General features: G+C 61.6%; 22 protein-coding genes. 14 read left to right on the forward strand and 8 right to left on the reverse strand.

Annotation, left to right across the window (positions count from 1 at the left end):
• Positions 1-4: 4 nt before the first annotated feature.
• From ACTJJ7_RS02510 to ACTJJ7_RS02540, 7 genes are all read right to left on the reverse strand, one after another.
• On the reverse strand, positions 5-3,127 hold the full coding sequence (locus ACTJJ7_RS02510; protein WP_440965147.1) for a multidrug efflux RND transporter permease subunit: 3,123 nt from the start codon (positions 3,125-3,127) through the stop codon (positions 5-7).
• Between the two features lie 18 nt (positions 3,128-3,145).
• Positions 3,146-4,336, reverse strand: a complete 1,191-nt coding sequence (locus tag ACTJJ7_RS02515) for an efflux RND transporter periplasmic adaptor subunit (protein ID WP_440965148.1) — start codon at positions 4,334-4,336, stop codon at positions 3,146-3,148.
• A gap of 184 nt (positions 4,337-4,520) precedes the next feature.
• Positions 4,521-5,474 (reverse strand): HlyD family secretion protein, encoded by a 954-nt coding sequence (locus tag ACTJJ7_RS02520; protein WP_158531279.1) that lies wholly within the window; start codon positions 5,472-5,474, stop codon positions 4,521-4,523.
• A complete protein-coding gene (locus tag ACTJJ7_RS02525) occupies positions 5,461-6,192 on the reverse strand; it encodes an ABC transporter ATP-binding protein (RefSeq protein ID WP_105733878.1) in 732 nt (243 codons plus the stop codon). The genes ACTJJ7_RS02520 and ACTJJ7_RS02525 overlap by 14 nt, the downstream gene beginning before the upstream one ends.
• Positions 6,193-6,197: 5 nt before the next feature.
• Entirely contained in the window at positions 6,198-7,331 is a 1,134-nt protein-coding gene (locus ACTJJ7_RS02530) for an ABC transporter permease (protein ID WP_105733589.1), read from the reverse strand.
• Positions 7,332-7,335: 4 nt separating this feature from the next.
• On the reverse strand, positions 7,336-8,784 hold the full coding sequence (locus ACTJJ7_RS02535) for an efflux transporter outer membrane subunit (RefSeq protein ID WP_440965151.1): 1,449 nt from the start codon (positions 8,782-8,784) through the stop codon (positions 7,336-7,338).
• A gap of 225 nt (positions 8,785-9,009) precedes the next feature.
• Positions 9,010-9,642 (reverse strand): TetR/AcrR family transcriptional regulator, encoded by a 633-nt coding sequence (locus tag ACTJJ7_RS02540; RefSeq protein ID WP_440965486.1) that lies wholly within the window; start codon positions 9,640-9,642, stop codon positions 9,010-9,012.
• 212 nt (positions 9,643-9,854) lie between these two features.
• Here ACTJJ7_RS02540 and ACTJJ7_RS02545 point away from each other — a divergent pair, with 212 nt between their 5' ends.
• The 5 genes from ACTJJ7_RS02545 (at position 9,855) to cysE (ending at position 15,987) form a co-directional block, all read left to right on the forward strand.
• Positions 9,855-10,331 carry a (2Fe-2S)-binding protein gene (locus tag ACTJJ7_RS02545; RefSeq protein ID WP_440965152.1) on the forward strand — a complete coding sequence of 159 codons (477 nt, stop codon included), beginning with the start codon at positions 9,855-9,857 and terminating at the stop codon, positions 10,329-10,331.
• Positions 10,328-11,311 (forward strand): FAD binding domain-containing protein, encoded by a 984-nt coding sequence (locus tag ACTJJ7_RS02550; protein WP_440965154.1) that lies wholly within the window; start codon positions 10,328-10,330, stop codon positions 11,309-11,311. The genes ACTJJ7_RS02545 and ACTJJ7_RS02550 overlap by 4 nt, the downstream gene beginning before the upstream one ends.
• Positions 11,308-13,602 carry a xanthine dehydrogenase family protein molybdopterin-binding subunit gene (locus ACTJJ7_RS02555; protein ID WP_440965155.1) on the forward strand — a complete coding sequence of 765 codons (2,295 nt, stop codon included), beginning with the start codon at positions 11,308-11,310 and terminating at the stop codon, positions 13,600-13,602. Before ACTJJ7_RS02550 ends, ACTJJ7_RS02555 begins: the two co-directional genes overlap by 4 nt.
• Before the next feature lie 231 nt (positions 13,603-13,833).
• Complete coding sequence (locus ACTJJ7_RS02560) at positions 13,834-15,165, forward strand: NAD(P)/FAD-dependent oxidoreductase (protein WP_440965156.1); 1,332 nt, start codon at positions 13,834-13,836, stop codon at positions 15,163-15,165.
• A gap of 12 nt (positions 15,166-15,177) precedes the next feature.
• Positions 15,178-15,987: a serine O-acetyltransferase gene (gene cysE, locus ACTJJ7_RS02565; RefSeq protein ID WP_440965157.1), complete on the forward strand. Its 810-nt coding sequence runs from the start codon at positions 15,178-15,180 to the stop codon at positions 15,985-15,987.
• A gap of 21 nt (positions 15,988-16,008) precedes the next feature.
• Here cysE and ACTJJ7_RS02570 read toward each other — a convergent pair whose 3' ends face one another.
• Positions 16,009-16,200, reverse strand: a complete 192-nt coding sequence (locus ACTJJ7_RS02570) for a hypothetical protein (protein WP_130272751.1) — start codon at positions 16,198-16,200, stop codon at positions 16,009-16,011.
• A 329-nt stretch (positions 16,201-16,529) separates the two neighbouring features.
• Between ACTJJ7_RS02570 and ACTJJ7_RS02575 the strand changes: the two genes are divergently transcribed.
• The 9 genes from ACTJJ7_RS02575 to ACTJJ7_RS02615 all read left to right on the forward strand — a co-directional run bounded on the left by ACTJJ7_RS02575 (position 16,530) and on the right by ACTJJ7_RS02615 (position 25,266).
• Positions 16,530-17,411, forward strand: coding sequence for a glycine betaine ABC transporter substrate-binding protein (locus ACTJJ7_RS02575; protein ID WP_130272750.1), 882 nt, complete (start codon positions 16,530-16,532; stop codon positions 17,409-17,411).
• Positions 17,412-17,498: 87 nt separating this feature from the next.
• The gene (locus ACTJJ7_RS02580; protein WP_440965158.1) at positions 17,499-18,116 is read left to right on the forward strand and encodes an ABC transporter permease; all 618 of its coding nucleotides are present in this window, start codon (positions 17,499-17,501) and stop codon (positions 18,114-18,116) included.
• A 9-nt stretch (positions 18,117-18,125) separates the two neighbouring features.
• Positions 18,126-18,767 (forward strand): ABC transporter permease, encoded by a 642-nt coding sequence (locus ACTJJ7_RS02585; RefSeq protein ID WP_130272749.1) that lies wholly within the window; start codon positions 18,126-18,128, stop codon positions 18,765-18,767.
• Positions 18,764-19,696 carry an ABC transporter ATP-binding protein gene (locus ACTJJ7_RS02590; RefSeq protein WP_440965159.1) on the forward strand — a complete coding sequence of 311 codons (933 nt, stop codon included), beginning with the start codon at positions 18,764-18,766 and terminating at the stop codon, positions 19,694-19,696. Before ACTJJ7_RS02585 ends, ACTJJ7_RS02590 begins: the two co-directional genes overlap by 4 nt.
• Positions 19,697-19,750: 54 nt before the next feature.
• Entirely contained in the window at positions 19,751-20,491 is a 741-nt protein-coding gene (locus ACTJJ7_RS02595; RefSeq protein ID WP_440965161.1) for a DUF427 domain-containing protein, read from the forward strand.
• Positions 20,488-21,456, forward strand: a complete 969-nt coding sequence (locus tag ACTJJ7_RS02600) for an LLM class flavin-dependent oxidoreductase (RefSeq protein WP_440965163.1) — start codon at positions 20,488-20,490, stop codon at positions 21,454-21,456. The genes ACTJJ7_RS02595 and ACTJJ7_RS02600 overlap by 4 nt, the downstream gene beginning before the upstream one ends.
• On the forward strand, positions 21,453-22,775 hold the full coding sequence (locus ACTJJ7_RS02605) for an LLM class flavin-dependent oxidoreductase (protein WP_440965165.1): 1,323 nt from the start codon (positions 21,453-21,455) through the stop codon (positions 22,773-22,775). The genes ACTJJ7_RS02600 and ACTJJ7_RS02605 overlap by 4 nt, the downstream gene beginning before the upstream one ends.
• Positions 22,776-22,789: 14 nt before the next feature.
• Positions 22,790-23,791: an ornithine cyclodeaminase family protein gene (locus tag ACTJJ7_RS02610; protein ID WP_440965167.1), complete on the forward strand. Its 1,002-nt coding sequence runs from the start codon at positions 22,790-22,792 to the stop codon at positions 23,789-23,791.
• A complete protein-coding gene (locus ACTJJ7_RS02615; protein ID WP_440965169.1) occupies positions 23,788-25,266 on the forward strand; it encodes an HAL/PAL/TAL family ammonia-lyase in 1,479 nt (492 codons plus the stop codon). Before ACTJJ7_RS02610 ends, ACTJJ7_RS02615 begins: the two co-directional genes overlap by 4 nt.
• Positions 25,267-25,283: the final 17 nt, after the last annotated feature.

Here is a 25,283-nt window from a genome sequence, read left to right on the forward strand (position 1 = left end):
AAGCCTATTCGGCCTGCGGCGCGGGCACCTTTGTTTGCGCCGGCTTGCGCTCGAACAGTTTCATGACGAACACAAAGAAAACAGGCACAAAGAAGACGGCAAGAACCGTGGCCGAGACCATGCCGCCGAAGACGCCGGTTCCCAAGGCGTGCTGCGTTTCGGCACTGGCTCCGCGTGCGATCATCAGCGGGACAACGCCAAGCGCAAAGGCAAGCGACGTCATCAGAATTGGCCGCAACCGGAGGCTGGCCGCTTCGGTGACCGCCTCCCGTAGACCCGCGCCCTGCGCACGCAGCATTTTTGCAAATTCCACGATCAGAATGGCGTTCTTGGCGGACAGGCCGATGATGGTGACCAGCCCGACCTTGAAGAAGACGTCATTGGGCATTCCCCGCAACTGAACCGCCAGCACTGCACCGATGATACCGAGCGGAACGACCAGCATGACGGAAAGCGGGATCGACCAGCTTTCATAGAGCGCCGCCAGCACCAGGAAGACCACCAGCATCGACAGTGCAAGCAGGATCGGCGCCTGGGACCCGGATTGCCGTTCCTCCAGGGATTGACCTGTCCATTCCACGGCAAAGCCGGGGGGAAGCTGGGCGGCCAGCCGGTCCATTTCAGCCATGGCCGTGCCGCTGGAAACGCCGGGCGCGGCATTTCCGGCAATGCGGACGGCGGGAAAGCCGTTGTAACGGACGAGCTGCAACGGACTGGCTGTCCAGACGGGGGTGACGACTTCCGACAGTGAAACCATGCCGCCTGCGGTGTTGCGGACATAAAGCTTCAGGACATCCTCGACCTGCATGCGCGTGGGGGCATCCGCCTGGATGATAACCTGCTGCAGCCGGCCGTTGTTGGGGAAGTCGTTGACATAGGAGGAGCCCATGGCAATCGACAATGTGTCGCTGATTGCCGAAAAGGGCACGCCAAGCGCATCCGCCTTCTGCCGGTCGATATTCAATTTCACGCTTGGGCCATCGGGCAGGCCTTCCGGATACACACCAGCGACGAGTTTGCTCTGGGCGGCGAGTGCCAGCAGTTTGGCAAGCGCCGCTTTGAGCGCCTCCGGGCTGCGGTTCGAGCGGTCCTGCAGCCGAAGCGAAAAGCCTGAGGTGGTGCCAAGTTCTTCGATCGCCGGAGGCTTGACCACCATGACCGTTCCCTCGCGTGTTCCCGCCATGGCCTCGGTGGCGGCTTTTACCTCGTCGTCAATGGTCGCGCCGTTGCGGTCCGACCAGTCCTTCAAGGTCGAAAAGGAAAGTGCTGCGTTCGGTCCCGAGCCGTTGAATCCGAATCCGAGAATGGAAAGATTATCCCGGATTGCCGGGCGGGATGCGGCATGCCTGTCGTAGGTTTCCACAAGTGCCAGGGTGCGCTCGGCCGTTGCATCGGCAGGCAGCGAGAACGACGCCATGAAATTACCCTGGTCTTCTTCGGGCAGGAATGACGAGGGCAGCTGCATGAAGCTGTAGGCCAGCGCGGCAAGGATGACCGCGTACAGCACCATCATGCGGCCGGTGCGCTTGACAAGGCCGGCAACCGATCCGCGGTAGCGGTTGGTGAGCCGGTCAAACATGCGGTTGAACCAGCCGAAGAAGCCCTTCCTGTCGTGGTGCGCCGGATCGACCGGCTTCAGCAGCGTTGCGCACAGGGCCGGGGTCAGCGTCAGAGCCAGGAAAGCCGAGAACAGGATCGACACGGCGATCGAGAGCGTGAACTGCCTGTAGATCGCGCCGACGGAGCCGCTGGTCAGTCCCATCGGGATAAAGACCGCCGACAGGACCAGGGTAATGCCGATTACGGCGCCGGTGATTTCCCGCATCGCCTTCTGCGTCGCTTCCTTGGGCGGCAATCCTTCTTTGGCCATAATGCGCTCGACATTCTCCACGACGACGATGGCGTCGTCGACGATGATGCCGATTGCCAGAACCATGCCGAACATGGTCAGGACGTTGATGGAAAAACCGGCGACGAGCATGATGGCGAAGGTGCCAAGCAGGGCAATCGGTGCGACGATGGCCGGGATGAGCGTGTAGCGAATATTCTGCAGAAACAGGAACATGACCAGGAAAACCAGAACCATCGCTTCAACAAGCGTGTTCACCACTTTCTCGATCGAAATCTTGACGAACGGCGCCGTGTCGTAGGGAATGGAGTAGGTCATTCCCTCCGGCATGACCGGTGCGAGCTCGGCCAGGCGAAGACGGACGGCATCGGCCGTGCGCACGGCATTGGCGCCGGGCGAGAGCTGAACGGCGGCGGCAGAAGCGGGCTGGCCGTTGGCGCGGGTCGAGAACGACAGATTCTGGGCGCCCAGTTCCACGCGGGCAACGTCGCGCATCAGCAGCTTGGAGCCGTTGGATTCCGAGCGCAGGACAATGGCGGCAAACTGTTCCGGCGTCGTCAATTGCCCCTGCACGGTCAGCGGCACCGTTACCTTCTGTCCCGGCACCGTTGGCGCGTCGCCGACGCGGCCCGGTGCAATCTGCATGTTCTGGGTCTGAATTGCCGCGGTGATGTCGGCCATGGTCAGATTGAAGGAAATGAGCTTCGAGGGGTCGACCCATATGCGCATGGCATGTTCGGTGCTGAACGCCTGCACCCGGCCGACGCCGTGAATGCGCTTCAACTCCTCGACGATGTTGCGGCTCATATAGTCGCCAAGCTCGAGTTCGCTGTACCGGCCGTCCTTCGAATTCAGACTGACGATCATGAGGAAGCCCGAGGAGGAGGATTCCACGGTCACGCCCGTCTGGCGCACGGCCTGCGGAAGCCGCGCCTCGACAGCCTTCAGGCGGTTCTGCACGTCAACCTGGGCAAGCTCCGGATCCGTTCCCGCCGTAAACGTCGCGGTGATGCTGGCGCTGCCTGATGTATCGGCTGACGATTCGAAGTAGAGCAGGTTTTTCACGCTCGACAGTTCGCGCTCGATCAGTCCGACGACGCTGTCATTGATGGTCTGTGGCGTAGCGCCCGTATAGGTGGCGCTGATGCTCACGCTTGGCGGCGCTATCGTCGGAAAACGGGCGACCGGCAGTTGCGGAATGGCGATGACGCCGAACAGGATGATGAAAATCGCGATGACCCAGGCAAAGATCGGGCGATTGATGAAAAACTGAGCCATGACCAAACTTTCCGGTAGTCAGCGCTGAACGGTCGCGGACGACGGCTCATAGGCGACGGTCTTGAGCGCGACGCCTTCCTGAATCCGGTCCTGTCCTTCGACGACGATGGTTTCACCGGCTTTGAGCCCGCTGGTGATGACGTACTGGCCGTTCACGACGTCGCCGAGTTGCACCTGGCGCACCTGCACCTGCTTGGCATCATTGATGACCTGAAGCTGCGGGCGGCCCGAGCCGTCCCGCACCACGGCCTGTTGCGGCACCAGGAGGGCGGCGGGCTTGTTGCCGCGTGGCAAACGCGTGCGGACATACATGCCGGGCAGAAGCACGCGGTCGCGATTGTCGACGAGCACGCGCACCATGACGTTGCCGGTGCCCGGATCAACGCTGATATCGGAAAAGAGCGCGCGGCCGGTGACCGGATAGGGCGTACCGTTCGCAGCAAGGATGACAACGGGCACTTTGGACGCGTCCTCGAGTTCGCCTGACCTCGCGGCGGCGCGAATGACATCCAGCTGTGCCGCAGGCTGGCGGACATCGACATAGACCTGGTCGATCTGCTGGATCGTTGCCATGGGTTTGGCATCCGTGGGGCTGACAAGCGCCCCTTCGGTCACCAGCTCCTGACCGATGCGGCCGGGAATGGGGGCTTTGACTGAAGCAAAGTTGTAGTCGAGGCGGCGGCGCTCCAGCGCGGCGCGGGCACCGGCGACATCCGCCTTCGCACCGGCCTGCTGGGCAACGGCGTCTTCATAGCTCTGCGGACTGATCGCCTTGCTCGCGATGAGGCTGCGTGCCCGTTCGACCTGCGCTTCAGTCCGGACAAGTGTTGCTTCAGCGCGCTGCAGAGCGGCATCGGCGCTGTCGACGTCCGCCTTGAAGGGCGCCGCATTGATCTGGAACAATGGTTGGCCGGCCACGACCTCCGAGCCCTGTTCGAACATGCGTTTTTCGATGATGCCGCCGACCTGGGGACGAATCTCCGCGGTCCGGAATGCCGAGACGCGGCCGGGCAGCTCATCGGCGATTGTAACGGCAGCCGGGTTGATCTGCATGACCGATACGGTGGCCGATGGCGCGGCGTCGTTCGGCGCGGTTTCGGCAGCGGTATTCCTGCCGCAGGCGGCAAGACTTGCTGCAACAACAACGGTAAAGACGATCTTTGCCCCCTGGCGGCAAAGGCGGGAAAACATTTGAATGGGGAACAACATCAGATCTCGCGCGCATATACCTGTTTGAAAAGGCCAGTGTTCAGGGAACAGCTGGCATGATGGAGAGCAAGGAAGCGATCATTCCTCGCCATCGATCGTGACGTTGCATTTGCAGGCATTGCTTCTCACATCCTATTGAGCCGGCACCTTTTCATGTCTGGGTTACCTGAACATGATGCGGTCATCAGCGAGGCGGCTTTCCGGAACCGTCAGCGGGCAAGGTTTTGAAGCGGACGATCACCCGCTGCCCGATGAGAAAGGATGACTTGGGCTGAATGCTGATAATGCACTCAGCCGTGCGGATATCGACACGATCGCCGGGTGCATCGCGTGATTTTGGCTGTTCAAGGACATGCTGGATGCTGGTGACGCGCCCCGGAACGGAAACGGTGTCGTCGTTTTCCGAGATGATGTCGACATCCATGCCGGGTTTGACCAGTCTGACAAACTGCTCCTGGATTTCGGCGCGGACGATACGGGGTGCCTCGGGCAGAAGCGTGAAAAGTTCGCTGACGGCCTGGGTCGACACGACCTCGCCAACCCGCGCGGACTGGCGGATGATGCGCGCCGCGATGGGCGCGCGGACCAGCCGCATTTCCACTTCGAGACGGGTATTGTCCGCCCGGCTTTCCGCCGCCGCCACGGCGGCTTCGGCGATGACCACTTCGGCTTTGGTTGCCGACAATTGCGCCTCGGCTTCGTCAAGCGCCTGGGCCGAAACGGCATTGCCTGCCGCTGCCCGGCGAAGCCTTGCCGCCTGACGGGTCTGGGCGCCGAGCTTGGTCTGCAATGCGTCCAGCTGGCCCTTGGTCTGGCGCGCTTCCGCTTCGGCGGTGCGAAGGGCGATGAGTTCGCGGCGGTTGTCGAGTGTAGCGAGGATGTCGCCGGCTTTGACACGCTGTCCTTCCTTGACCTGCACTTGCTGAATCATCCCGTCGCGCTGGGTGGAGAGCCGCAGCAGGCCGCCCTCGACATCGACCACACCGCGCGCCGCTGCGATGATGCCGGGTCTGGCCTGGGCAACTTCCGCCTGATTGGCTTCCGTTGCGCTCGATATGCTCCAAAGCGCCAGACCGGCACCGGCCAGGGCTGCCAGAACGATCGCATACTGCACAGTGGTACGCTTAAACATAATCATGACTGGTATTTCCTGCGGCTTTTGTACCGGCGGCGGGACGCCAGTCACGAAGAATGCGGCCATCTTCCATCTGCAGGACACGGTCCGCATGGGCAATGAGGCGGGGGTCATGCGAGACGCACAGAACCGTGGCCTGGGTGCGTCGTGCAATCGTATGCAATATTTCGATGACGATTTGACCGTTGACGCTGTCGAGCGCACTGGTTGGCTCATCGGCAAAGAGGATGGCGGGATTTTTCACAATGGCGCGGGCGATGGCCACGCGCTGCTTTTCGCCGCCGGACAGTTCGGCGGGGTGCAGGTGACGCCGGGCGGCGAGACCAACCTGTTCCAGCGCCCGTTCCGCCCGCTCCGCCGTCTCGTCAGCCGCAACGCCGAGATAGTCCAGCGGCACCTGGACCTGTTCGACGGCGGTCAGGGCAGGAAACAGGTTGAAGCCCTGGAAGACGAAGCCGCAATGATGCAGGCGAAAGGAATCCCGTTCGGCATCGCTTGCGGCGACAAGGTCGGTTCCAAGCGTCCTGATCGCGCCCGTATCGGGAATGGTCAGGCCGCTCAACGTCGCCAGCAGGGTGCTCTTTCCGCATCCGGAAGGCCCGATGATCAGCGTCAGTTCGCCTTGGAAAATATCGATGGAGACGTCCTGCAAAGCAATCGTGCGGATTTGCTTGACAGTGAATGCCTTGCTGATGCCGGTCGCGGAAATCGTTGGCTGCATGGCGGTCACCGGAGCAATGTTGCGGGATCGGCGTGCTGCAGCCGCCGCAGGGCAAACAGGCCAGCCGCAAACGCCACGGTGAGCACAACGGTGGATGCTGCCAGGATGATGCTTGTCCGCAGTTCGAACGGCACGCTGTAGATGCGGGCGATAAGAGCGGCGGCGGTGCTGAAGACCGCGCCGACAAGCAAGCCGAGAACCCCGACCCAGGCCGCCTGTTCGATGACGATGGCGCGCAGTCCCTTGAACGACACACCCAGCGCCCGCAACGTCGCATATTGCGGAATGGACCCGGCCACGGCGGCCATCAGGGTCTGGCTGGTGACGAGCGCGCCGACAAGCATGGCGATGATGGTTGCGAAGATGAAGGCGATGCCGGCACCGGATTCGAGAAGCCAGTACCGTATCGACATTCCCGCCAGTTCCGGCGCTGACCAGACATGAAAACGCGGGATGCCGGCCGGACTGTTCAAACGATCGCGAATGGCATCCGCCGGTCCGAATTTCGTTACGGTATAAAGGAAATAGGTCACGTCATCCGTCGCCCCGAGCGCATTGTCCAGGGTCCGTGCCGTATCGATGGATGTGACCACGTTCACGCCGCCCAGCCCTCGCAAGCCTTCGATCAGGCCGACAATGTGAATGCGGCGGCCATTGATCTCGGCGGTATCACCGACATCGACGGCCAGTTTGTGCCGGTCGGTTGCATCGACCAGCGCCGTACCGGGCTGCAGCAGCAGGCTGCGCATGGCCGCGGGAACGACCGAGGAGAGACCGATGCTGCGGGCGCGCGCGTCAATACCGACGATATTGATGCTTGTGCCGCCGCCGCGGGCGCCGCGCCAATCGCCGGAGCCGAGCAGGAAACGTTCAACGTGGGAAATGTTCGGTTCCATGTACAGGCTGGTGGCAATGCTGGCGCTGATCGGCCGGCCGAGGTCGACGCTTTGCGTGCCGGGAAAGCCCACCCAGTACTGCGCGCTGGACTGTGTGACGTAAAGCGCATTGGATCCGATGATGCCCAGAAGCAGGGCGCCCTGGACAATCATGAGAACGCCGGAAAAGCCCACCGCCACAATCGCCGGAAGAAACCGCCGCCATTCATGGACCAATGTTTTGCGTGCGATGGAAACGGACATCCGCTTACCCCTTCCGTTGCCGGGCTGGGGCGGCGTCATGTGTGCTGGTCGTCAGGGGCGAAGCGCCGCCGATGGCCTTGTAGAACGTGATCAGGGCAAGCGCTTCAGCTTCCTGCGCATCGGCCAGCTGCTTGCGCTGCGCCAGAACCCGCATGGCTGCGCCGATCGACTTGGATCCGTCGCTCAGGCCTTCCCGCTCCAGGACCGTGGTTGCGGAGCGCATCTTTTGCGCGGACGCCAGATTCGTATTGAGTTGCCGGGTGGTGGCATGAACGGCCGACCACGCCCGCAGCGCGGACGACGCTTCCTCGTAGGCAACGAGAACGCTCTGCCGGTAGGCTGCAACAGCGTCGTCGAACAGAGCCTGCCGTGCCGCAACGACAGCGCGCCGCCGTCCCTGATCGAAAACCGGAATTTGAACCGAGGGCCCGCCCATGATGCCGAACGGCGAACCGTTCGACGGACCGCCAACACCGACAATGCCGCTCAGGCGGAGTTTGGGGTAAAGGTCGGCCTGGGCGATGCCAATATCGGCCGCGGCGCGCACGGTTGCAAGTTCTGCCCGCCTGACGTCCGGGCGCGCGCGCAAAAGGTCCGCCGGGCGGCCGGCGACGGGGTCCAGCCGGGCGACCGGTTGAGGTTTGGCATGCTGCAGCGAAGCATCGATCTGCGCGGTCCCGAGAAGGGTGGCAATCTGCTGCAGGGTGATGTCGATCTGCGTCTGGAACCGGGCTTGCTCCGCCTTCGCTTCGCCGAGATTTATCCGGGATTCCTCCGCGTCCGATGCGGCGGCAAGGCCGGAACGGTATTTGACCGCGGCCAGGTTTCCATCGCGCTCGATCAGGGCAAGGGAGGCGCGGGCGATCGCCTCGCGCTCCTGCAGCGCGCGCAGGCGCACATAGGCACTGGCAATTTCGGCGGCAACGGTGATCCGCGCTGCTTCGACATCCTCGGCGACCATATCAGCGGATGCCTTGGCTGCCCGCTGCGTGTTCTCGCTCAACCCGAACAGGCCAATTTCCCAACCCGCTTCAAGGTTGAGCTGAACCGGGCGGCGCAACAGCTCCTCCGATTTGGTCGAACCTGTTCCGGCATTGGCCGTGCCCGATACGTCGGCGGTGGGCATGAAAAGTGTTCTGGATGTCCGCGCCATCGCGCGTGCCGCAACAAGCTGCTGCTTCGCCTGTGCGATGGTGAGGTTCTGTGCAAGCGAACGCTGGACGAGCCCGCTCAGGACCGGGTCGCCAAAGGCCTGCCACCAGTCGCGCAGGTCCCGCTGCCTGCCCGAGGGCAGCTTTGCCGCTGCCGCATAGCTTGCCGGCAGGCTGGGCGCCGAAAGGGCCAGGCCCGACGCATCATTCTGGCAGGCGGTCAGCAGTGCTGCTGCGGCAAGAGCACAGATGGTCTTGACGCAGGCATGGCGATGGAGAACGAGCAATGGGGCAGGGCGCAATATCAAATCTCACACACGCGGCCTTGCCCACTGCGCCCGCTATTGCGGGCACAGCCATGGTCGTGGAAGCCGCGGGAACGATCGTTTTTCCCAATCGCGCTCGGTGTTGTATCTGCAGGCATTGCTTCTCACATCCAATTATCCGCACATTGTTGCACGCGAGGATTGCGGGAACATGATGGTGGAGTTGCCGTGGCGCAGATTTAAGGGTGAAAAACTGCCGTCTCAGGGCGCGTGTTTCGCCCCGGCACCCCATCGCAGGCCATCCATCAGCAGTTTGACCAGACGGCGGGAACGCTCATGCCAGTCGGGAGCATCGGGAATGGAATAGATGGTGAAGAGGGCATGCAGCAGATCGGTGCTGTCGATGTCGCGCCGGATGAGATCCTGACCGGCGGCGGCTTCCACCAGATTGCGCAGGGCGACGGAGACCATGCCGGAACTTTCGGCAAAAAGCTCGGAGTTCGTGTTGACCAGCATGCGCAGGCTGTTTGCCATGCCTCTTTTCGCGGCGATATAGCCGACAAACCGCTGCATCCACTCTTCGAGAGCCACATCCGGCGCATGGTTCAGGGATAATTCACCCGCCGCCGCACAGAGGCTCTCGACTTCGCGGCGGTAAACCACTTCGACGAGATGTTCGCGCGTCGGGAAATGACGGTAGAGCGTGCCGATGCCAACACCGGCGCGGCGCGCGATGTCTTCGAGGGAGCCTTCAATGCCGCGTTCCGAGAAAACCGCGGCCGCAACTTCGAGCAGCTTCTCCCGGTTGCGGCGCGCATCGGCGCGCATGCCCTTGGCTACCGGCAGGGTTGGCTCGGAATTTTCTGGCGGCTTGGCAACCAAAATCTGCTCCATGCTCATGGGGGCTTGACCACGGGCAACAAGGTCTTAAGATAAGCGGAGGCCCCTCCGTTTAAGTGGAGTCCGTTTGCCTTCTTATCGCAGAATGGGTGCCGGTGTCATGTCTCTAATACACATGGGCTGGTTTTGAATTCTCTGGCAGGCGGCAGGTGTCCGCATCCCGGGCCGCCGACCGAATCTGCATCCGCTACAGCAGGAGCAATAGAATGACCGGAACAATCGATTTGAAGCTGAACATCAATGGCCAGGAGCAGCAGCTTGCCGTCGAGCCGCGGGTGACGCTGCTGGACGCCCTGCGCGAGCATAGCGGTCTGACCGGAACCAAGAAGGGCTGCGATCAGGGACAGTGCGGCGCCTGCACCGTTCACATCGACGGCAAACGGGTGCTCGCCTGCCTGACGCTCGCCGCCCAGGCCGAGGGCCGCGCGATCACCACGATTGAAGGTATCGCGGCGGAAGATGGCGCATTGCATCCCGTCCAGGCCGCCTTTCTCGAGCATGATGCCTTTCAATGCGGTTATTGCACGCCGGGACAGATCATGTCGGCAGTTGCCTGCATTCGCGAAGGACATGCCGGGTCAGACGACGAGATTCGTGAATACATGTCGGGCAATCTGTGCCGGTGCGGGGCCTATTCCCATATCGTGGCCGCTGTCCGTGAAGCTGCGGAGGCCGCATCATGAAGAATTTCACCTATGTCAGGGCAGGTTCGGCGCAGGAGGCGCGCACGGCCTCAGCGCTTGCCGGGAGCATGATCCTGGCTGGCGGCACCACGCTGCTCGATCTTGCCAAATGCGGGGTTACCGAACCGGATACTGTCGTCGATATCACGCATCTCGCCGGCCTTGACCGCATAGAGGTCGACGGGACCGGGGCATCGATCGGATCGCTAGCCCGCATGAGCGCGGTGGCCGATCATCCTGCAATGCAGGACGCTTTTCCGGCCGTCACGCAGTCGCTGGCGCTCGCGGCCTCCGCGCAAATCCGCAACATGGCGACCATCGGCGGCAACCTGCTGCAGCGCACGCGTTGTCCCTATTTCCGTGACGCGGCCGTATTTCCCGCCTGCAACAAGCGCAGTCCCGGCTCCGGATGCTCTGCGCTTGGCGGCGTGACCCGCAATCATGCGGTTCTGGGGACAAGCGACGCCTGCATTGCCACCTATCCGGGCGACCTGGCTGTCGCGCTGGTTGCGTTGGATGCGGTTGTGCATCTGGGAAGCCGCGCCATACCGGTCGACGACTTCTTCCTGCTTCCCGGCAATCATCCGGATCGCGAACACGCCATGGAGCGCGGTGAAATTATCACTTCCGTGACAATACCACTATCGGCTGCTGCACGGCGCTCGGTTTACCTCAAGATCCGTGACCGGCAGTCCTATGAGTTTGCTGCCGCCAGCGCCGCTGTCGGGCTTGAACTGGAGGAGGATGGAAGGACGGTCCGCGATGTACGCATCGCCCTTGGCGGCGTTGCAACGAAGCCATGGCGGGCCCGCGCGGTGGAGGCGGCATTGATCGGCAAGGTGCTTGAACCGCAGCTGGTCCGTCAGGCCAGCCTCCTGTCCATGCAAGGCGCGGCTGATCATGGCGCGAACCATTACAAGATCGATCTCGCCCCGCGTGTGATCACGCGCGCTGTCCTGCAACTGGGAGGTCTGGCATGACTTTTATCACTCCAAAGGCCAAGCACGGCGATGCGTCCGACGGCAATCTCGGCGGACGCCTGTCACGGCTCGATGGTCCCGCCAAAATCACCGGCAGTGCGACCTATGCGGCCGAACATCAGATCGACGGGCTGGTCTATGCCGTAACGGTGCAGAGCACGATTGCAGCCGGTGTCGTAACATCCGTCGATGCCAGCGCTGCGGAAGCATCGCCGGGCGTATTGCTGGTGTTGACCCCCGACAATATCATGCCGCTGAAATCGGCGACGACATGGGCCGGTACGCCCGGCCCGGAAGGCCCGTTTCTGGCGCTGCCGAGAATTGTGAGCTTCAATGGCCAGCACATCGCTGCCGTCGTGGCCGAAACCCTGGAACAGGCCACGGCCGCTGCCGCCCTGATCAGGGTCACCTATGAGGAAAAGGCGCATGTTTACGGCCTCGACGACCCCAAGGCCGGGGAAGGCGTGCCGATCGACCGCATGACGATGTCCCGAGGCGATGCCGTGAAGGCACTGGCCGAGGCGCCGGTGCGGATCGAACAGGAATACCGGACGCCGCGCGAATACAATGTTGCCATCGAACCGCACGGCATCATCGCGCGGTGGGAGGCAGACAGCCTGACGCTATGGGAGCCCAGCCAGTGGATCGACGGCATGGCCCGTTCCTACGCCGAATGGTTCGACATACCGTTCGAGAATGTCCGCATGATCTCGCCCTATATCGGCGGCGGCTTCGGCTCGAAGGCGCTGTCGCTGCCGCATGGCGCCGTTGCCGCGATCGCCGCGCGGATGCTTGGCAAACCGGTTAAGCTTGTGGTCACGCGTCCGCAAACCTTTACCGCCTATGGCGGCCGTCCAGCCACGCGTCAGACATTGGCCCTCGGGGCAACCAGAGAGGGCAAACTCCTTTCCATCGTCCAGCACGGCGTCAATGAGACATCGATGCTTGGCGTGGCGGTCGAGCCACTCGGTTCCGTCACCGCGATCATGTATGCGGTGCCCAATTTCAGCTCGCGGCAGAATATCATTCCGCTCAACACGGTCACGCCAGGTGCCCTGCGGGCGCCGGGTGAAAACCCCAGCGCTTTCGGCATCGAATCGGCGATCGATGAGCTTGCCTATGAAGTGGGTATCGATCCCTTGCAGATCCGCCTGCTGAATTATGCGGAGGAAGACCCGCAGGCAAAAATACCCTGGTCGACGCGCCGGCTGCGGGAGGCATTCGCTGCGGGTGCGGAAGCCTTCGGCTGGTCAAAGCGCTCGCCGGCACCCCGTTCGATGCGCGAGGGCAAGCAGCTGATCGGCTGGGGTGTCGCGGCAGGGACCTATCCGGTGCGGCGCACACCCGGCGAAGCACTGGTCCGCATTCTTGCCGATGGCACGGCGGAGGTTGCGAGCAGCAGCATCGATATGGGGCAGGGAACCTATACGATCCTCGCCCAGACTGCCGCCGAGGTTCTGGGTATTCCGGTTGAGCAGGTTCGGGTCAAACTCGGCGATTCCGCCTTGCCGCGGGCGCCCGTTGCCGGCGGCTCGCAGCTTGCCAACCTGATGACGGGCGCTGTCCACAAGGCAGCCCACGCCGCACGCGATGAACTGATCGGTCTTGCGCTCAACCATCCCGGTTCGCCCTTCCTCGATCAGCAGACCAATACCCTGACCATTGCCGATGGCGTGATTTCGACGCCGCGCAGTGAACAGCCCAGCATTTCCATCGCCGATTTCATGCGCGTCATCGGGCAGGAAAAGGTTGAAGCCCTGCGCGATACCCTGCCGGAGGACAAGAAGAACACGCAGGACCGCTACAACAACTTCACCACCATGATGGCGATGAAGCCGCCAACCGAAGGCGGCTATTCCCTGCACAGCTGGTGCGCGCATTTTGTCGAGGTGCGGGTTGATGAGGATTTCGGCACCGTGCGTGTCTCGCGCATGGTCTCGGCGCTTGATTCAGGCCGCCTTTACAATCCCAAGCTGGCGGAAAGCCAATGGCGCGGCGGCATCATCATGGGCATCGGCCAGGCGCTGCTTGAGGAAGGCGTTGTCGATCCGCGCTACGCCCGTGTGATCAACAACAATCTCGGCGATTATCTCGTGGCGACCAATGCGGATATCCCTGATTTGCAGGTGATCTCCGTGGGTATCCCGGATCACCATGCTTCCGTGCTCGGCGGCAAGGCGGTTGGAGAATTGCCGATTGTTGGCGTGGCCCCGGCAATCGCCAACGCGGTTTTTCATGCCACGGGAAAACGCATCCGGGACCTGCCGATCACGCTGGATAAGCTCCTGTAGGATCTATCGGCCAACGGGCATTTCGCGCGCAAGGCGCGCGAAATGCCCCGATTTGAGCATGTTCCTGCGCAGATAGGCGGTCATTCGCAAAACAATACCTCCTTTCGAAACTGATCTTCTCTACCTTGCGGCAGCGGCGATGCAATGCCATGGCAGCAAAAGCATCTGCACACGGCGTCGCAACGCTGGTAGAGCTGTATGATCGATTGTTGGTGAGAGGAAACCTGTCCAATGCCTGGCCCCTATGTTGTGCGCGTTCACGGCGACGAAGACCTTCCGGAAAAGGTGGACGTGGTCGTTGTCGGTGGCGGTATCATAGGAGCCTCGACGGCGCTCGAACTGGCCGAACGGGGCCTCAAGGTGGCCCTGTGTGAAAAGGGCGGTATCGGCCAGGAGCAATCGAGCCGCAATTGGGGATGGGTGCGTATATCGCGCCGTGACCCGCGCGAGGTGCCGCTGATGGCGGAGGCGCTGCGCCTGTGGTCCGGTTTTGATCAGCGGCTTGGCCGCGATACCGGGTATACGCGCGCCGGCATTCTGTTCACGGCGCCGGACGACAAATCCTATGAGGAAAATGAGCGCTGGTTGCAGAATTTGGAGGGCTATCAGCTGGAGAGCCGCATGATCAGCGGCAAGGAGCTCGAAGCTCTTCTGCCGGGCGGACACATGCCGCTGAAGGGCGCGCTTTATACGCCGGTCGATGGCCGGGCTGAACCGCAGAAGGCAGCGCCCGCCATCGCCGAAGCGGCGCGCGACAAGGGCGCGGCGATCCTGACGGAATGCGCCGTGCGGGGCATTGAAACATCCGGCGGCAAGATATCCGGTGTTGTCACGGAACGGGGAACAATCGGATGCAGCGCGGTTGTGCTGGCGGGCGGCGCCTGGTCCAATCTGTTTTGCGGCCTCTATGGCATCGATTTGCCGCAACTCAAAGTGCTGAACACCGTCATCCGCACCAAGCCTTTGCAGGGCGGCCCGGAGGCGGCGCTCTGGTCCAAGGATTTTGCCATACGCAAGCGTCAGGACGGCGGGTATACCATTGCCTCCGGCCATGAGAACATTGTCGATATCGTGCCCAAATCATTCCGCTATGCGCGGCAGTTCCTGCCGGCGCTGAAACTGGAGTGGAATTCATTGTCCTTCCGCCTGGGCGGCCGCTTCTTCGATGAGGCGCGCATTCCGGCCAAATGGAAAATGGATGAGGCGAGCCCGTTCGAGTACAACCGCGTCCTTGATCCCAAGCCATCGCTGGATCTGTCGAACCACTTCTTCGACAGCCTCAAGGCGGCATTTCCCGTGTTCAACCAGGCGGAGGTTGCCCAGCGCTGGGCGGGCTATATCGACGCCACGCCCGATGCTATACCTGTCATTTCTGCCGTCGATGAAATCCCCGGCTTTCATATCGCCACGGGCTTTTCCGGGCATGGGTTCGGCATAGGACCGGCTGCCGGACGTTTGATGGCCGATATCGTGACCGGGCGCGCGCCGGTGGTGGACCCGGCGGCTTTCCGGTTTTCCCGTTTCAGTGACGGTTCAAAAATAACGCCGATCACCGGATTTTGAGTGTGGTGCACAATGACCAATGCAACGGCAGTTTCGAAAAAACGCGCGCTATGGTTGCGTATTCTTGCAGAGGCGGCGGCGGTGAGCGAGCGTGAACCGACGCTTTCCGCTTTTCTGCAGCATGCGGTATTGCGTTTCGACAATCCTGAGGATGCGCTTTGCCTGCAGCTGGCGGATGTTCTTGGCAGCCCGGTCGTGACAAGCGAAAAGCTGCGGGATCTGTTCAGCGGCGTGCTGGAGCAGAACCGGACGGTGCTGTCCGGGATGGAGAGGGATATCAGCGCCGTTCTCGAACGCGATCCCGCCACCAGGAGTGCCCTGCATGTGCTGCTCTATCTGAAGGGCTTTCACGCGATCCAGGTCCACCGGTTCGCCCATCATTTGTGGAATACGGGCCGGGAGGATATGGCGGCATTCCTGCAATCGCGTTCATCGCGCGTTCTGCAGGTCGACATTCATCCCGCCGTGCGCATGGGAAAGGGCGTGTTTTTTGATCATGCCACCGGTATCGTTGTCGGCGAGACGGCGGTGATCGAAGACAATGTTTCGATTCTGCAGGGCGTGACGCTGGGCGGCACGGGAAAAGATACGGGAGACAGGCATCCCAAGGTGCGCCATGGCGTTCTCATCGGTGCCAGTGCAACCGTCCTTGGCAATATCGAGATCGGCGTCAATTCCAAGATCGGGGCCGGTTCGGTTGTCCTGAAATCCGTTGAAAACAGGAAAACGGTGGCGGGTGTTCCCGCCAAGGTTATCGGCGGGGTGCAGGAAAGGGAGCCCGCCCGTTCGATGAACCAGATTCTTTATGATGTCGGGCTCTGAACCCTGCGGGAGACAATCGGCCTATGTCGCCGGATTGTCGTTGGCTATCCCGCGCCTGTCCGGTTCTTTCAGCCGCGCCATCGAGAATTTCAGGACGTTCTGCACCACATCCAGTTCATGACGGCCGGCAGCCGTCGCACCGTGCGCATCTTCGGTGAGCTTCAACATCTTCCGGAACAATTCGCGAATTTCGAATTCGGACAATGGAGCCATTGTTTGAATGTCTTCGATACGCATCGGTTTGTTGTCGCCGTGTTCATGCATCAGGATAGCTATTGAAACCCTTTTCAGCCGGGGTGTCTGGACATGGGTTTCCTCAAGTCGCGCAAGAATTGAAAATTATTACCGCCACAACCGCGTTGTGTTTGGCCGGGTCAAGCCGGTGACAGGGCGGTTGCAATTCTCGGGTAAATAATTTCTACTTATCCGGGAAATATTGGGAGTTTGTTCTACGAACTTGCCCCCGCCGATTGCTAGCATGCGAAATGAACAACGAAACCAGTGGGATACTTGAAGTCCTACGTCAGCTCGCAGGGTAAATCATGATTTTCAAAAACGTCGCCTCCATGGGGCTGGGGGTAATATTGGCATTGGCCGCTGCAACGCCGGGCTTTGCCCAGGTTGTGAAGATCGGCAGCAAGAACTTTACCGAACAGTTCGTGGTGGCTGAAATCTATGCGCAGGCGCTGGAAAAGGCCGGTGTGAAGGTTGAGCGGCGCACCAATCTTGGCGCGACCCTGATTGCCCATTCGGCGCTGCTGAATGGCGAAATCGATCTTTATCCCGAATATACGGGCACCGCTCTGGCGGCGGTGGTGAAGGGCGATCTCTCCGGCTCGGCCGAAAAAATCTACGGCGAAGTCAAGGATTACTACGAGAAGACCCTGCAGCTGACCTTGCTCCAGCCGACCAATATCAACAACGGCTATGCCATCATCACGCTTCCCGAAACCGCGGAAAAATACAAGCTCAAGACGCTGACAGACCTCGGACCCGTTTCGAAGGACCTCAGCTTCGGTGCGGAAGGCGGGTTTGGCGAACGCAAGGACGGCTTGCCCGGTCTCAAGCAGACTTATGGCATCGTCTTCAAGGATTTCCGTATTTTTGCCAAGCTCGGTATCCGTTACAGCGCCCTGACCAGCAAGAATATCGACGTTTCCTATGGCTTTGCCACGGATTGGCAGATCGCCGACAACAAGCTCGTTGTGCTCGCCGACGACAAGAACCTGTTTCCGCCCTATTACCTCGTGCCTGTCGTGCGCCAGGACACCCTGGCCAAAAATCCCAAGATCGCGGAAGTCCTGAACAAGGTCAGCCCGCTCTTGAACAATGAGAACATGCGGGAGCTGAATGCCGCCGTCGAGCGTGACAAGAAGGAACCGAAGGAAGTGGCGGAAGCCTTCCTGAAGGAAAAGGGCCTCTGAGGCTTACCTGCCACGTGGACATCCCGGAAACAGCGGAGATAGGATTGTCTCCGCTGTTTCAATTCTGACCGATATGGAACGACGCATTTGAACTGGGCTCCCAAAAACATTCCGGAAATTCTGACCGCAACCTGGCAGCATCTCGTGTTGTCGGTTTCATCGGTTCTGATCGGGCTCATCATCGCGCTGATCCTTGGGATCATCTGCGCCCGGCGCCCGCGGTTCTATGCCGTTGTTCTGACGATCACCGGCATCATCTTCGTCATCCCCAGCCTTGCGCTGTTCGCGCTGCTGATCCCATGGCTTGGCCTCGGCACCAAGCCAGCGCTGGTTGGCCTTTCCTCCTATTGCCTGCTGATTCTGCTGCGCAATGTGGTGACCGGCCTGCGCGGCGTTCCCGCCGATGTGCTGGATGCCGCCGATGGCATGGGCTACAGCGCCTGGCAAAGGCTGGTGCGTATCGAATTGCCCCTGGCCCTACCGCTCATCGTTTCCGGCATCCGCATCGCGCTGGTAACGGTTATCGGCATCGCCACTGTTGCCGCCTTCATCGACGGCGGCGGCCTTGGAACCATCATCCTGATGGGCATCGACCAGAGCTACACGGAGAAAATCCTCGTTGGCGGTATCCTGACGGCGCTGATGGCGACGTTCTTTGACCTCGTTCTGAGCCAGGCGGAAAAAGCCCTGGTTCGCTGGCGTTGAGGATCTGACATGCTGATCACCGCCTTCAACTGGATCGTCAACAACCAGCCTGAGTTCCTGCGGGCGCTCGGCCAGCATCTGGTCATGTCCGGTGTCTCGCTGGTGTTTGCGCTGGCTATCGGCCTGCCGCTTGCCGTGCTCATCATCAATCGCGGCGGACTGGCCTTTGCAGTCATCAATTCCATCAATGCGCTGCGCACGATCCCCAGCCTTGCCATTCTCGCCATCATGATGCCGCTGCTCGGTATCGGCCTGTGGCCATCGATCGTCGCGCTGACCGTGCTTGCCCTGCCGCCCATCCTGCTCAATGCCTTTATCGGGCTGCGCGATGTCGATCCCGATGCGGTGGAAGCTGCCATTGGCATGGGCATGAGCCGCGGCCAGGTGCTGCGCAAGATACGCATTCCGCTGGCTGCCCCTGCCATGTTCGCCGGTGCGCGCACCGCTGCGGTTCAGGTTCTCGCCGGTGCAACGCTCGCTCCTTTCATCGGCGGCGGCGGCCTTGGCGATTTCATCGCCGTCGGCATCAGCATGATGGACATGTCGCGCCTTCTGGTTGGCGCGGTACCCATTGCCATCCTGGCGCTGGCTACGGAATTCACGCTCGGCCTCGCCGAAAAAATCTTCTTCGCAGAAAGAACATCCGCATGATCACCATGGAACATGTCACCAAGCGCTATGGAGAAGGCAGCGCTGCTTCGGTTGATGATCTCAGCCTGACCGTTGCCGAAGGCTCGACGGTGGCGCTGATCGGGCCGTCCGGTTGCGGCAAGACCACAACCATGCGCATGATCAACCGGCTGATCGATCCGACCGAAGGCAGGATCATCGTCAACGGAGAAGACGTCACCAAGGTTGATCCGGTGATCCTGCGTCGCCATATCGGTTATGTGATCCAGCAGGTAGGCCTGTTTCCGCATATGACCATCGCCCAGAACATCGCTGCCGTGCCCAGGCTGCTTGGCTGGGATGAGGCGCGGATCAGGAGCCGCACCGACGAGCTTCTGCATCTCGTCGGTCTTGACCCGGCGGAAATGCTCAAGCGCTATCCCCGGCAGCTATCCGGCGGTCAGCGGCAGCGCATCGGCGTGGCACGGGCGCTTGCGGCCGACCCGCCCGTGCTGCTGATGGACGAGCCGTTCGGTGCCATCGACCCGATTGCCCGCACCCGCCTGCAGGACGAGTTCCGCCAGATTTTGCAGCGGGTGCGCAAGACAGTCGTGCTGGTGACACATGATCTGGATGAAGCCATTCGGCTGGGTGACCGCATCGCGATCATGAAGAGCGGCAGGATCGTCCAGTATGACACGCCCGATGCGATCCTTTCCCACCCCGCTGACGCATTTGTCGAAAACTTCGTCGGCATAGACCGGGCGATCAAGCGTCTGAGCCTGTTTACTGTCAGCGATGCCATGACGGCGGACAGGCCGCGGGACGGAGCGCATCCCATTGCCTCCACCAGCAACCTGCGCGATGCGCTGGCGCTGATGGTCGCCGCAAACAGCGATGTCCTTGCCGTCGTGGATGCGGCCGGGACCGTCACCGGCCGGTTGACCCGCGACGCGATTTTTTCGGTCTGATCGCATCCCGTCCGATCAGACCTGCCGATAGAAACTCACCTTTGGAGAGTGCTCATGTCCATCAGCTATCGTTCCCGGGAAGTTCCCGCTGTCCTGATCGAACCGACCTATCGCCGTATCCGCCTGAAACTGGGTGAAGAGGTGATCGCCGACAGCACGCAGGCCATTGTCATTTATGAGAATGGCGGCCATCCCGTTTACTACCTGCCAAAAGCGGATTTCCGTGATGGTGTTCTCCAGCCATCGGAAAAGTCGGGGGCATCGCCTGTACTCGGCGCAAGGCGCTACTGGTCGCTTGACGGTGCTGGGGACAGCGCCTGGAGTTACGAGCATGTGCCGCAAGGCGTGCCTGAACTCGCGGATTATGTGACAGTCGCGTGGAGCGCCGTGCGCTGGTTCGAGGAAGACGAGGAAATCTTCGGCCACCCGCGCAATGTTCACTGGCGGGTCGACACGATCGACAGCAAGCGCCGTGTCGAGGTCTTTGTCGATGGCATGCTGGTGGCGCGCACGAACCGCGCGGTATTCCTGTTCGAGACCAGTTTGATCCCGCGTTACTACTTTCCCGTGGAGGATCTGATCGCCGGGACGCTGGCGGATAGCGCGCTGCACACCTATTGCCCCTATAAGGGCAGGGCGTCCTACTATCACTTCGATCTCAATGGAAAACGCCACGAGAACATCGTCTGGTATTATCCAGAGCCGCTCCACGAAAGCGGACGGATCAAGGGATTGATCTCGTTCTACAATGAAAAGGTCGACGAAATCCGTGTCAGCGCCGGAGATGCGGAATGATGCATATCGGCCTGTCGCTGACGCCGTTCGGCCATCATCCGGCCGCCTGGCGCGCAAAAAGCGGCCAGCTGGACGCGCTCGATTTCAATCACATGGCGGCGCAGGTGAAACAGGCCGAGGCTGGCGGGCTGGATTTCGTCCTGCTGGCTGATAGCCTTGGTCAGCGGCCTCATGATGATCTGTCGCCGCTTGCCGTGCCGTTCGAGCCAACCATGCTGGTGTCGGCGCTGGCGACGGCTACGCGCAGGATCGGCTTGATTGCCACCGCAGCAACGCATCAGCACGAACCGTATAATCTCGCCCGGCGTTTTGCCTCCCTCGATCTGATCGGCGGCGGGCGTACCGGCTGGAACGTCATCGGTTCCGGCGATCCCGATCGCGATCAGGAATATCTTGCCGTGGTATCCGGGCTTTGGAACAGCTGGGACGATGATGCCTTTGTCCATGACAAGGCGCGGGGACGGTTTTTCGAACCTGATAAAATGCATGTCCTCAACCACAAGGGCGCGCATTTCACCGTGCGCGGCCCGCTGAATGTCAATCTGTCACCGCAGGGCAGGCCGGTGATCAGCCATGTCCTGACGCCGGACACTGTTGAGATTGCCGCCCGTTCGGCGGATGTGGTTTTCCTGCCGGATACATTGGGAGCACTTGCCATCAAACTGGTTGAACGCCTTGGCGCGCATGGGCGCCAGCGCGGCGATATCCGGCTGCTGGCAAACATCGTTCCCCCCACCGGCACGGCTGCCGGCATTGCCGACCAGATGCAGAAGCAGGCAGCGGCGGCCGGTCTCGACGGATTTGTTCTTCTGCCGCCCCGTGCGCCCGAAGGTATTGCCAGCTTCGTCGATGAGGTCATTCCGGAATTGCGGCGGCGCGGTGCGTTCCGTCCTGCCTATGATGCCGTGACATTGCGCGGCCATCTCGGTCTTGCGCATCCGGTCCGGCAGGAGCGAGCATCATGAGTGCGGACCAGATGAAACTCGGTGCCTTTCTCATGGCGGGTGGTCATCACATCGCAGCCTGGCGCCATCCCGACGCCCATGCCAATGCTGGGGCCGATATCGGCCATTTCATCCAGCTGGCCCAGACAGCCGAACGGGCCAAGTTCGACATGGTCTTTATCGAAGACGCCGCGGCCATTCGCGAGCGCAACCCGGAGATCGCCAGCCAGGCGGCGCGCTCGACCAGTTTTGAGCCGCTTAGTCTCTTGGCGGCGCTGGCAGTCAATACCTCCCGCATCGGCCTCGTTGCCACGGCATCCACCACCTATAACGAGCCCTATGGCCTTGCCCGCACATTCGCCGCGCTCGATCAGCTCAGCGGCGGGCGGGCCGGATGGAATCTGGTGACGTCCGCCAGTGACCTTGAAGCGGAGAACTTTGTCTCGAGCGGCTTGCGGCCGCATGGCCAGCGCTATGAACGGGCAGAGGAATTTGCCGAGGCTGCAGCCGCTGTCTGGGATAGCGTGGACGAGGGGGCCTATGTCCTCGACGGGGAACTGGGCGTCTATGCCGATCCGGAAAAACTTCATCCGGTCGATCACCGTGGCACGCATTTCACCGTCACGGGCGTACTGGACAGCCAGAGATCGCCGCAGGGCAGGCCGCTGATGGTGCAGGCCGGTGCCTCCGATGTTGGCAAGGATCTCGCCGCGCGGACCGCCGATGTGGTCTTTTCCGCCGCCCAGACCATGGGCGAGGCGCAGGCCTTCTATACCGATGTGAAAGCCCGGCTGGCGAAATTTGGCCGTCAGACGGACGATCTCAAGATCATGCCCGGCGTTTCACCCATCGTCGGCGAGACCGAAAGTGAAGCGCGGGCAAAGTATGAAGCGCTGCAGGAGCTGATCCCGGATCAGGTCGGCGTGGCGCTGCTGGCGAGCTATCTCAGCCTCAAGGACCTGTCGGCCCATCCGCTCGACGGACCTTTGCCGGATATGCCGCAGACCGACGGCATCCAGAGCAGGCAGCAGCTCATCATCGATCTCGGCCGCAGGGAAAACCTGTCCATCCGGCAACTGGCACGGCATTTCGCCGGAGCGCGCGGCCATTGGCAGCTGATCGGCACACCCGTCCAGATCGCCGATGCGCTGGAAGAACGGTTCCGCGGCAAGGCAGCCGACGGGTTTAATGTCATGCCGCCGCTCTTTCCCACGGGGCTTGATGATTTTGTGAGACTGGTTGTGCCGGAACTGCGGCGCCGCGGCCTCTTCCGCCGGGAATATGAAGGGCGCACGCTGCGGGAAAATCTGGGTGTCAGAACACCAGCCCGTTCGTCATGAGCAGAGAGAACAGCATGAAACCGATCTATATCGACTATCTGAATGCCCTCGACATCGAGGCGCTGCAACTGACCGATGCGGAGATTCTGGCCGCCATCGAAACCTCGCTTGCCGCACAGGGCAATGGTCAGACCGTGATCGAGCCGCGGGTGCACCTGGAGCCTGATGAAACGTTTCATGGCCATTTCAACGTGCTGCGCGGCTATGTGGCGCCGCTCAATCTGGCGGGCGTCAAGATCGTCGGCGATTTCGTTGATAATTATAAGCTGGACTACCCTTCCGAATTCGGCGTGCTCAATCTGTTCGATCCGCGCACCGGTGCGCCAAAGGCCATTCTGGATGCCACTGTCATCACCGACATGCGCACCGGCGCGATCACCGCGCTCGGCGCAAAACATCTGGCACGCAGGAACTCAAAGGTGCTTGGCCACATCGGCGCGCGCGGGACGGCCTACTGGAATGTGCGGCTGCTCGACCATCTCTATGATTTCGATGAAATTCGCGTGCATTCGCGCCGTCCGGAAAGCCGCGATGCCTTTGCCAAAAAACTCGCCGATGATCTCGGCAAACCGATAACCGTCACCGATAACTGGCAGGCCTGTGTCGAGGGTGCCGATATCGTGGTCGAGGCATCGCGCCTGCCTGAACCGCAGCCCATGCTGAAGACCGAATGGATCAAGCCCGGCGCCTTCGTCGTGCCCTACGGCACGATGAGCGCGGTGGAACTGTCGCTCACCGATATCATGGACAAGCTGGTGGTTGATGACTGGGGCCAGTGCAAGGGCGGCAAATTCGGCTCGCTGCGCGCCCATGTCGAGGCAGGCAAGCTGTCCGAACAGACGCTGCATGCGGAACTTGGCCAGATCGTCGCCGGTCACAGGACGGGACGCGAGAACGACGGCGAAACCATCCTGTTCTGGCACAGGGGCCTGTCGCTCAGCGATATCGCGCTCGGCTATGCCATGCTCGAGAAGGCGAGGGCAAACAATATCGGCCAAAGGCTGCGGTTCGCATGAACACGCTCGTTCTCTCGGGATCAGGCGTCACCAGCGCCGATATCGCCGCCGTCGCGCGCCAGGATACTATCGTCACCGCGACGCCCGGCATATGGGCCAGGCTGGCCGAGGCGAGGGCCGTGCTTGATGCGGCAGCGGCTTCCGGGCAGCAGATTTACGGCCTGAACACGGGGCTTGGAGCCAATCTCAAGACGGCGGTTGCCGATGAAACGGGTGAGTTTCAGCCGCAGCTGGTGCGCGGACGCGGTGCCGGTGTCGGCCCCGCACTGCCGCGCGACGAGACCCGGGCCGTCATGGCGGCGCGTCTCTCCATGCTGGCAACCGGCGGTTCCGGCCTGTCGCCGGATGTTTTTGCCGGTCTGCTCGCGCTTATCAATCACAAGGTGCATCCGCTGGTCCCATCCATCGGGTCGATCGGTGCAGGTGATCTTGTTCTGCTGTCTGCCATTGCCCAGACCATGATCGGCGAGGGGCAGGCCGAATATGACGGCGTGGTGCTCGCCTCAGCCGAAGCTCTGTCAAAAGCTGGTCTTCGACCCTCGGTGCTTGGTCCGAAGGACGGGTTGTCGCTTCTCAATGCGTCGGCGGTCTCGGCGGGGAAGGGTGCGCTGGCCGTTGCCGATGCCCGTGTTTTGCTCGACTATCAGCGGCAGGCGGCCGCGCTCAGCTTTGAGGGGCTTGGCGGCAACCCGCTGATCCTTACCCCAGCGATTCAGCGCGCGCGCCCGGCAGCCGGGCAAGTACAGGAAGCCGAAGAGATTCTTGCCCGTCTCGAAGGCTCGTCGCTGCATGAGGCGCGTGCGGCCATTCAGGACCCGCTCAGCCTGCGCTGTGTCGCCTCGATCCACGGAGCGCTGGCGCATGCGCTGGATGCAGCAAGAGAAGCCGTGGAGATCGAGCTGAATGCGGCGGCGGACAATCCGCTGGTGCTTGTCGATGAGAACAGGGTGCTTTCAACGGGGAATTTTCACACACCGTCCCTGGCGTTGGCGTTTGAAACCCTGGGACTTGCCATTGCGCAGACGGCGCTTGCCTGTGCGGCCCGGTTCATTCAACTGACCGGCTCCGGCCGCAATGGCCTGCCGCGCTACCTTTCATCGGTCGGCGGCGCATCCGCCGGTTTTGTCCCGCTGCAGAAGACGGTTACGGCGCTCGCTGGTGCGATCCGGCACAAGGCCAATCCGGTCATGCTGGATTTCCTGCCCGTTTCCGAAGGGGTTGAGGATCACGCCACCCAGACGCTCCTCGCGGTTGCAAAATGCGCCGATATGCTCGGCCTCTGGCGCCATCTCATTGCCTGCGAAATGCTGGCTGGGGCGCAGGCCGTCGATCTGCGCGCGGGTCACCGTTGCGGCCGCGGTACGCAGCAGACCCATGATCTGGTGCGCTCCATTGCCGGACCTCTCGTCGAAGACCGTCCGCTTGGATATGAGGTATCCCGCCTTGCGGAGCGTTTGCGGGATACCGGCAGGTGACGGAGCTGAAGCTGTTG

Source organism: Phyllobacterium sp. 22229 (assembly GCF_052056495.1).
Taxonomy (GTDB): domain Bacteria; phylum Pseudomonadota; class Alphaproteobacteria; order Rhizobiales; family Rhizobiaceae; genus Phyllobacterium; species Phyllobacterium myrsinacearum.

What these genes read in the sequence shown, in the direction of transcription:
- ACTJJ7_RS02550 (WP_440965154.1), top strand. Translation starts at nt 10,328, where the DNA reads ATGAAGAATTTCACCTATGTCAGGGCAGGTTCGGCGCAGGAGGCGCGC.
- ACTJJ7_RS02560 (WP_440965156.1), top strand. Translation starts at nt 13,834, where the DNA reads ATGCCTGGCCCCTATGTTGTGCGCGTTCACGGCGACGAAGACCTTCCG.
- ACTJJ7_RS02615 (WP_440965169.1), top strand. Translation starts at nt 23,788, where the DNA reads ATGAACACGCTCGTTCTCTCGGGATCAGGCGTCACCAGCGCCGATATC.
- ACTJJ7_RS02555 (WP_440965155.1), top strand. Translation starts at nt 11,308, where the DNA reads ATGACTTTTATCACTCCAAAGGCCAAGCACGGCGATGCGTCCGACGGC.
- ACTJJ7_RS02520 (WP_158531279.1), bottom strand. Translation starts at nt 5,474, where the DNA reads ATGATTATGTTTAAGCGTACCACTGTGCAGTATGCGATCGTTCTGGCA.
- ACTJJ7_RS02610 (WP_440965167.1), top strand. Translation starts at nt 22,790, where the DNA reads ATGAAACCGATCTATATCGACTATCTGAATGCCCTCGACATCGAGGCG.
- ACTJJ7_RS02570 (WP_130272751.1), bottom strand. Translation starts at nt 16,200, where the DNA reads ATGGCTCCATTGTCCGAATTCGAAATTCGCGAATTGTTCCGGAAGATG.
- ACTJJ7_RS02595 (WP_440965161.1), top strand. Translation starts at nt 19,751, where the DNA reads ATGTCCATCAGCTATCGTTCCCGGGAAGTTCCCGCTGTCCTGATCGAA.
- ACTJJ7_RS02605 (WP_440965165.1), top strand. Translation starts at nt 21,453, where the DNA reads ATGAGTGCGGACCAGATGAAACTCGGTGCCTTTCTCATGGCGGGTGGT.
- ACTJJ7_RS02545 (WP_440965152.1), top strand. Translation starts at nt 9,855, where the DNA reads ATGACCGGAACAATCGATTTGAAGCTGAACATCAATGGCCAGGAGCAG.
- ACTJJ7_RS02525 (WP_105733878.1), bottom strand. Translation starts at nt 6,192, where the DNA reads ATGCAGCCAACGATTTCCGCGACCGGCATCAGCAAGGCATTCACTGTC.
- ACTJJ7_RS02515 (WP_440965148.1), bottom strand. Translation starts at nt 4,336, where the DNA reads ATGTTGTTCCCCATTCAAATGTTTTCCCGCCTTTGCCGCCAGGGGGCA.
- ACTJJ7_RS02600 (WP_440965163.1), top strand. Translation starts at nt 20,488, where the DNA reads ATGATGCATATCGGCCTGTCGCTGACGCCGTTCGGCCATCATCCGGCC.
- cysE (WP_440965157.1), top strand. Translation starts at nt 15,178, where the DNA reads ATGACCAATGCAACGGCAGTTTCGAAAAAACGCGCGCTATGGTTGCGT.
- ACTJJ7_RS02590 (WP_440965159.1), top strand. Translation starts at nt 18,764, where the DNA reads ATGATCACCATGGAACATGTCACCAAGCGCTATGGAGAAGGCAGCGCT.
- ACTJJ7_RS02585 (WP_130272749.1), top strand. Translation starts at nt 18,126, where the DNA reads ATGCTGATCACCGCCTTCAACTGGATCGTCAACAACCAGCCTGAGTTC.
- ACTJJ7_RS02540 (WP_440965486.1), bottom strand. Translation starts at nt 9,642, where the DNA reads ATGGAGCAGATTTTGGTTGCCAAGCCGCCAGAAAATTCCGAGCCAACC.
- ACTJJ7_RS02510 (WP_440965147.1), bottom strand. Translation starts at nt 3,127, where the DNA reads ATGGCTCAGTTTTTCATCAATCGCCCGATCTTTGCCTGGGTCATCGCG.
- ACTJJ7_RS02575 (WP_130272750.1), top strand. Translation starts at nt 16,530, where the DNA reads ATGATTTTCAAAAACGTCGCCTCCATGGGGCTGGGGGTAATATTGGCA.
- ACTJJ7_RS02530 (WP_105733589.1), bottom strand. Translation starts at nt 7,331, where the DNA reads ATGTCCGTTTCCATCGCACGCAAAACATTGGTCCATGAATGGCGGCGG.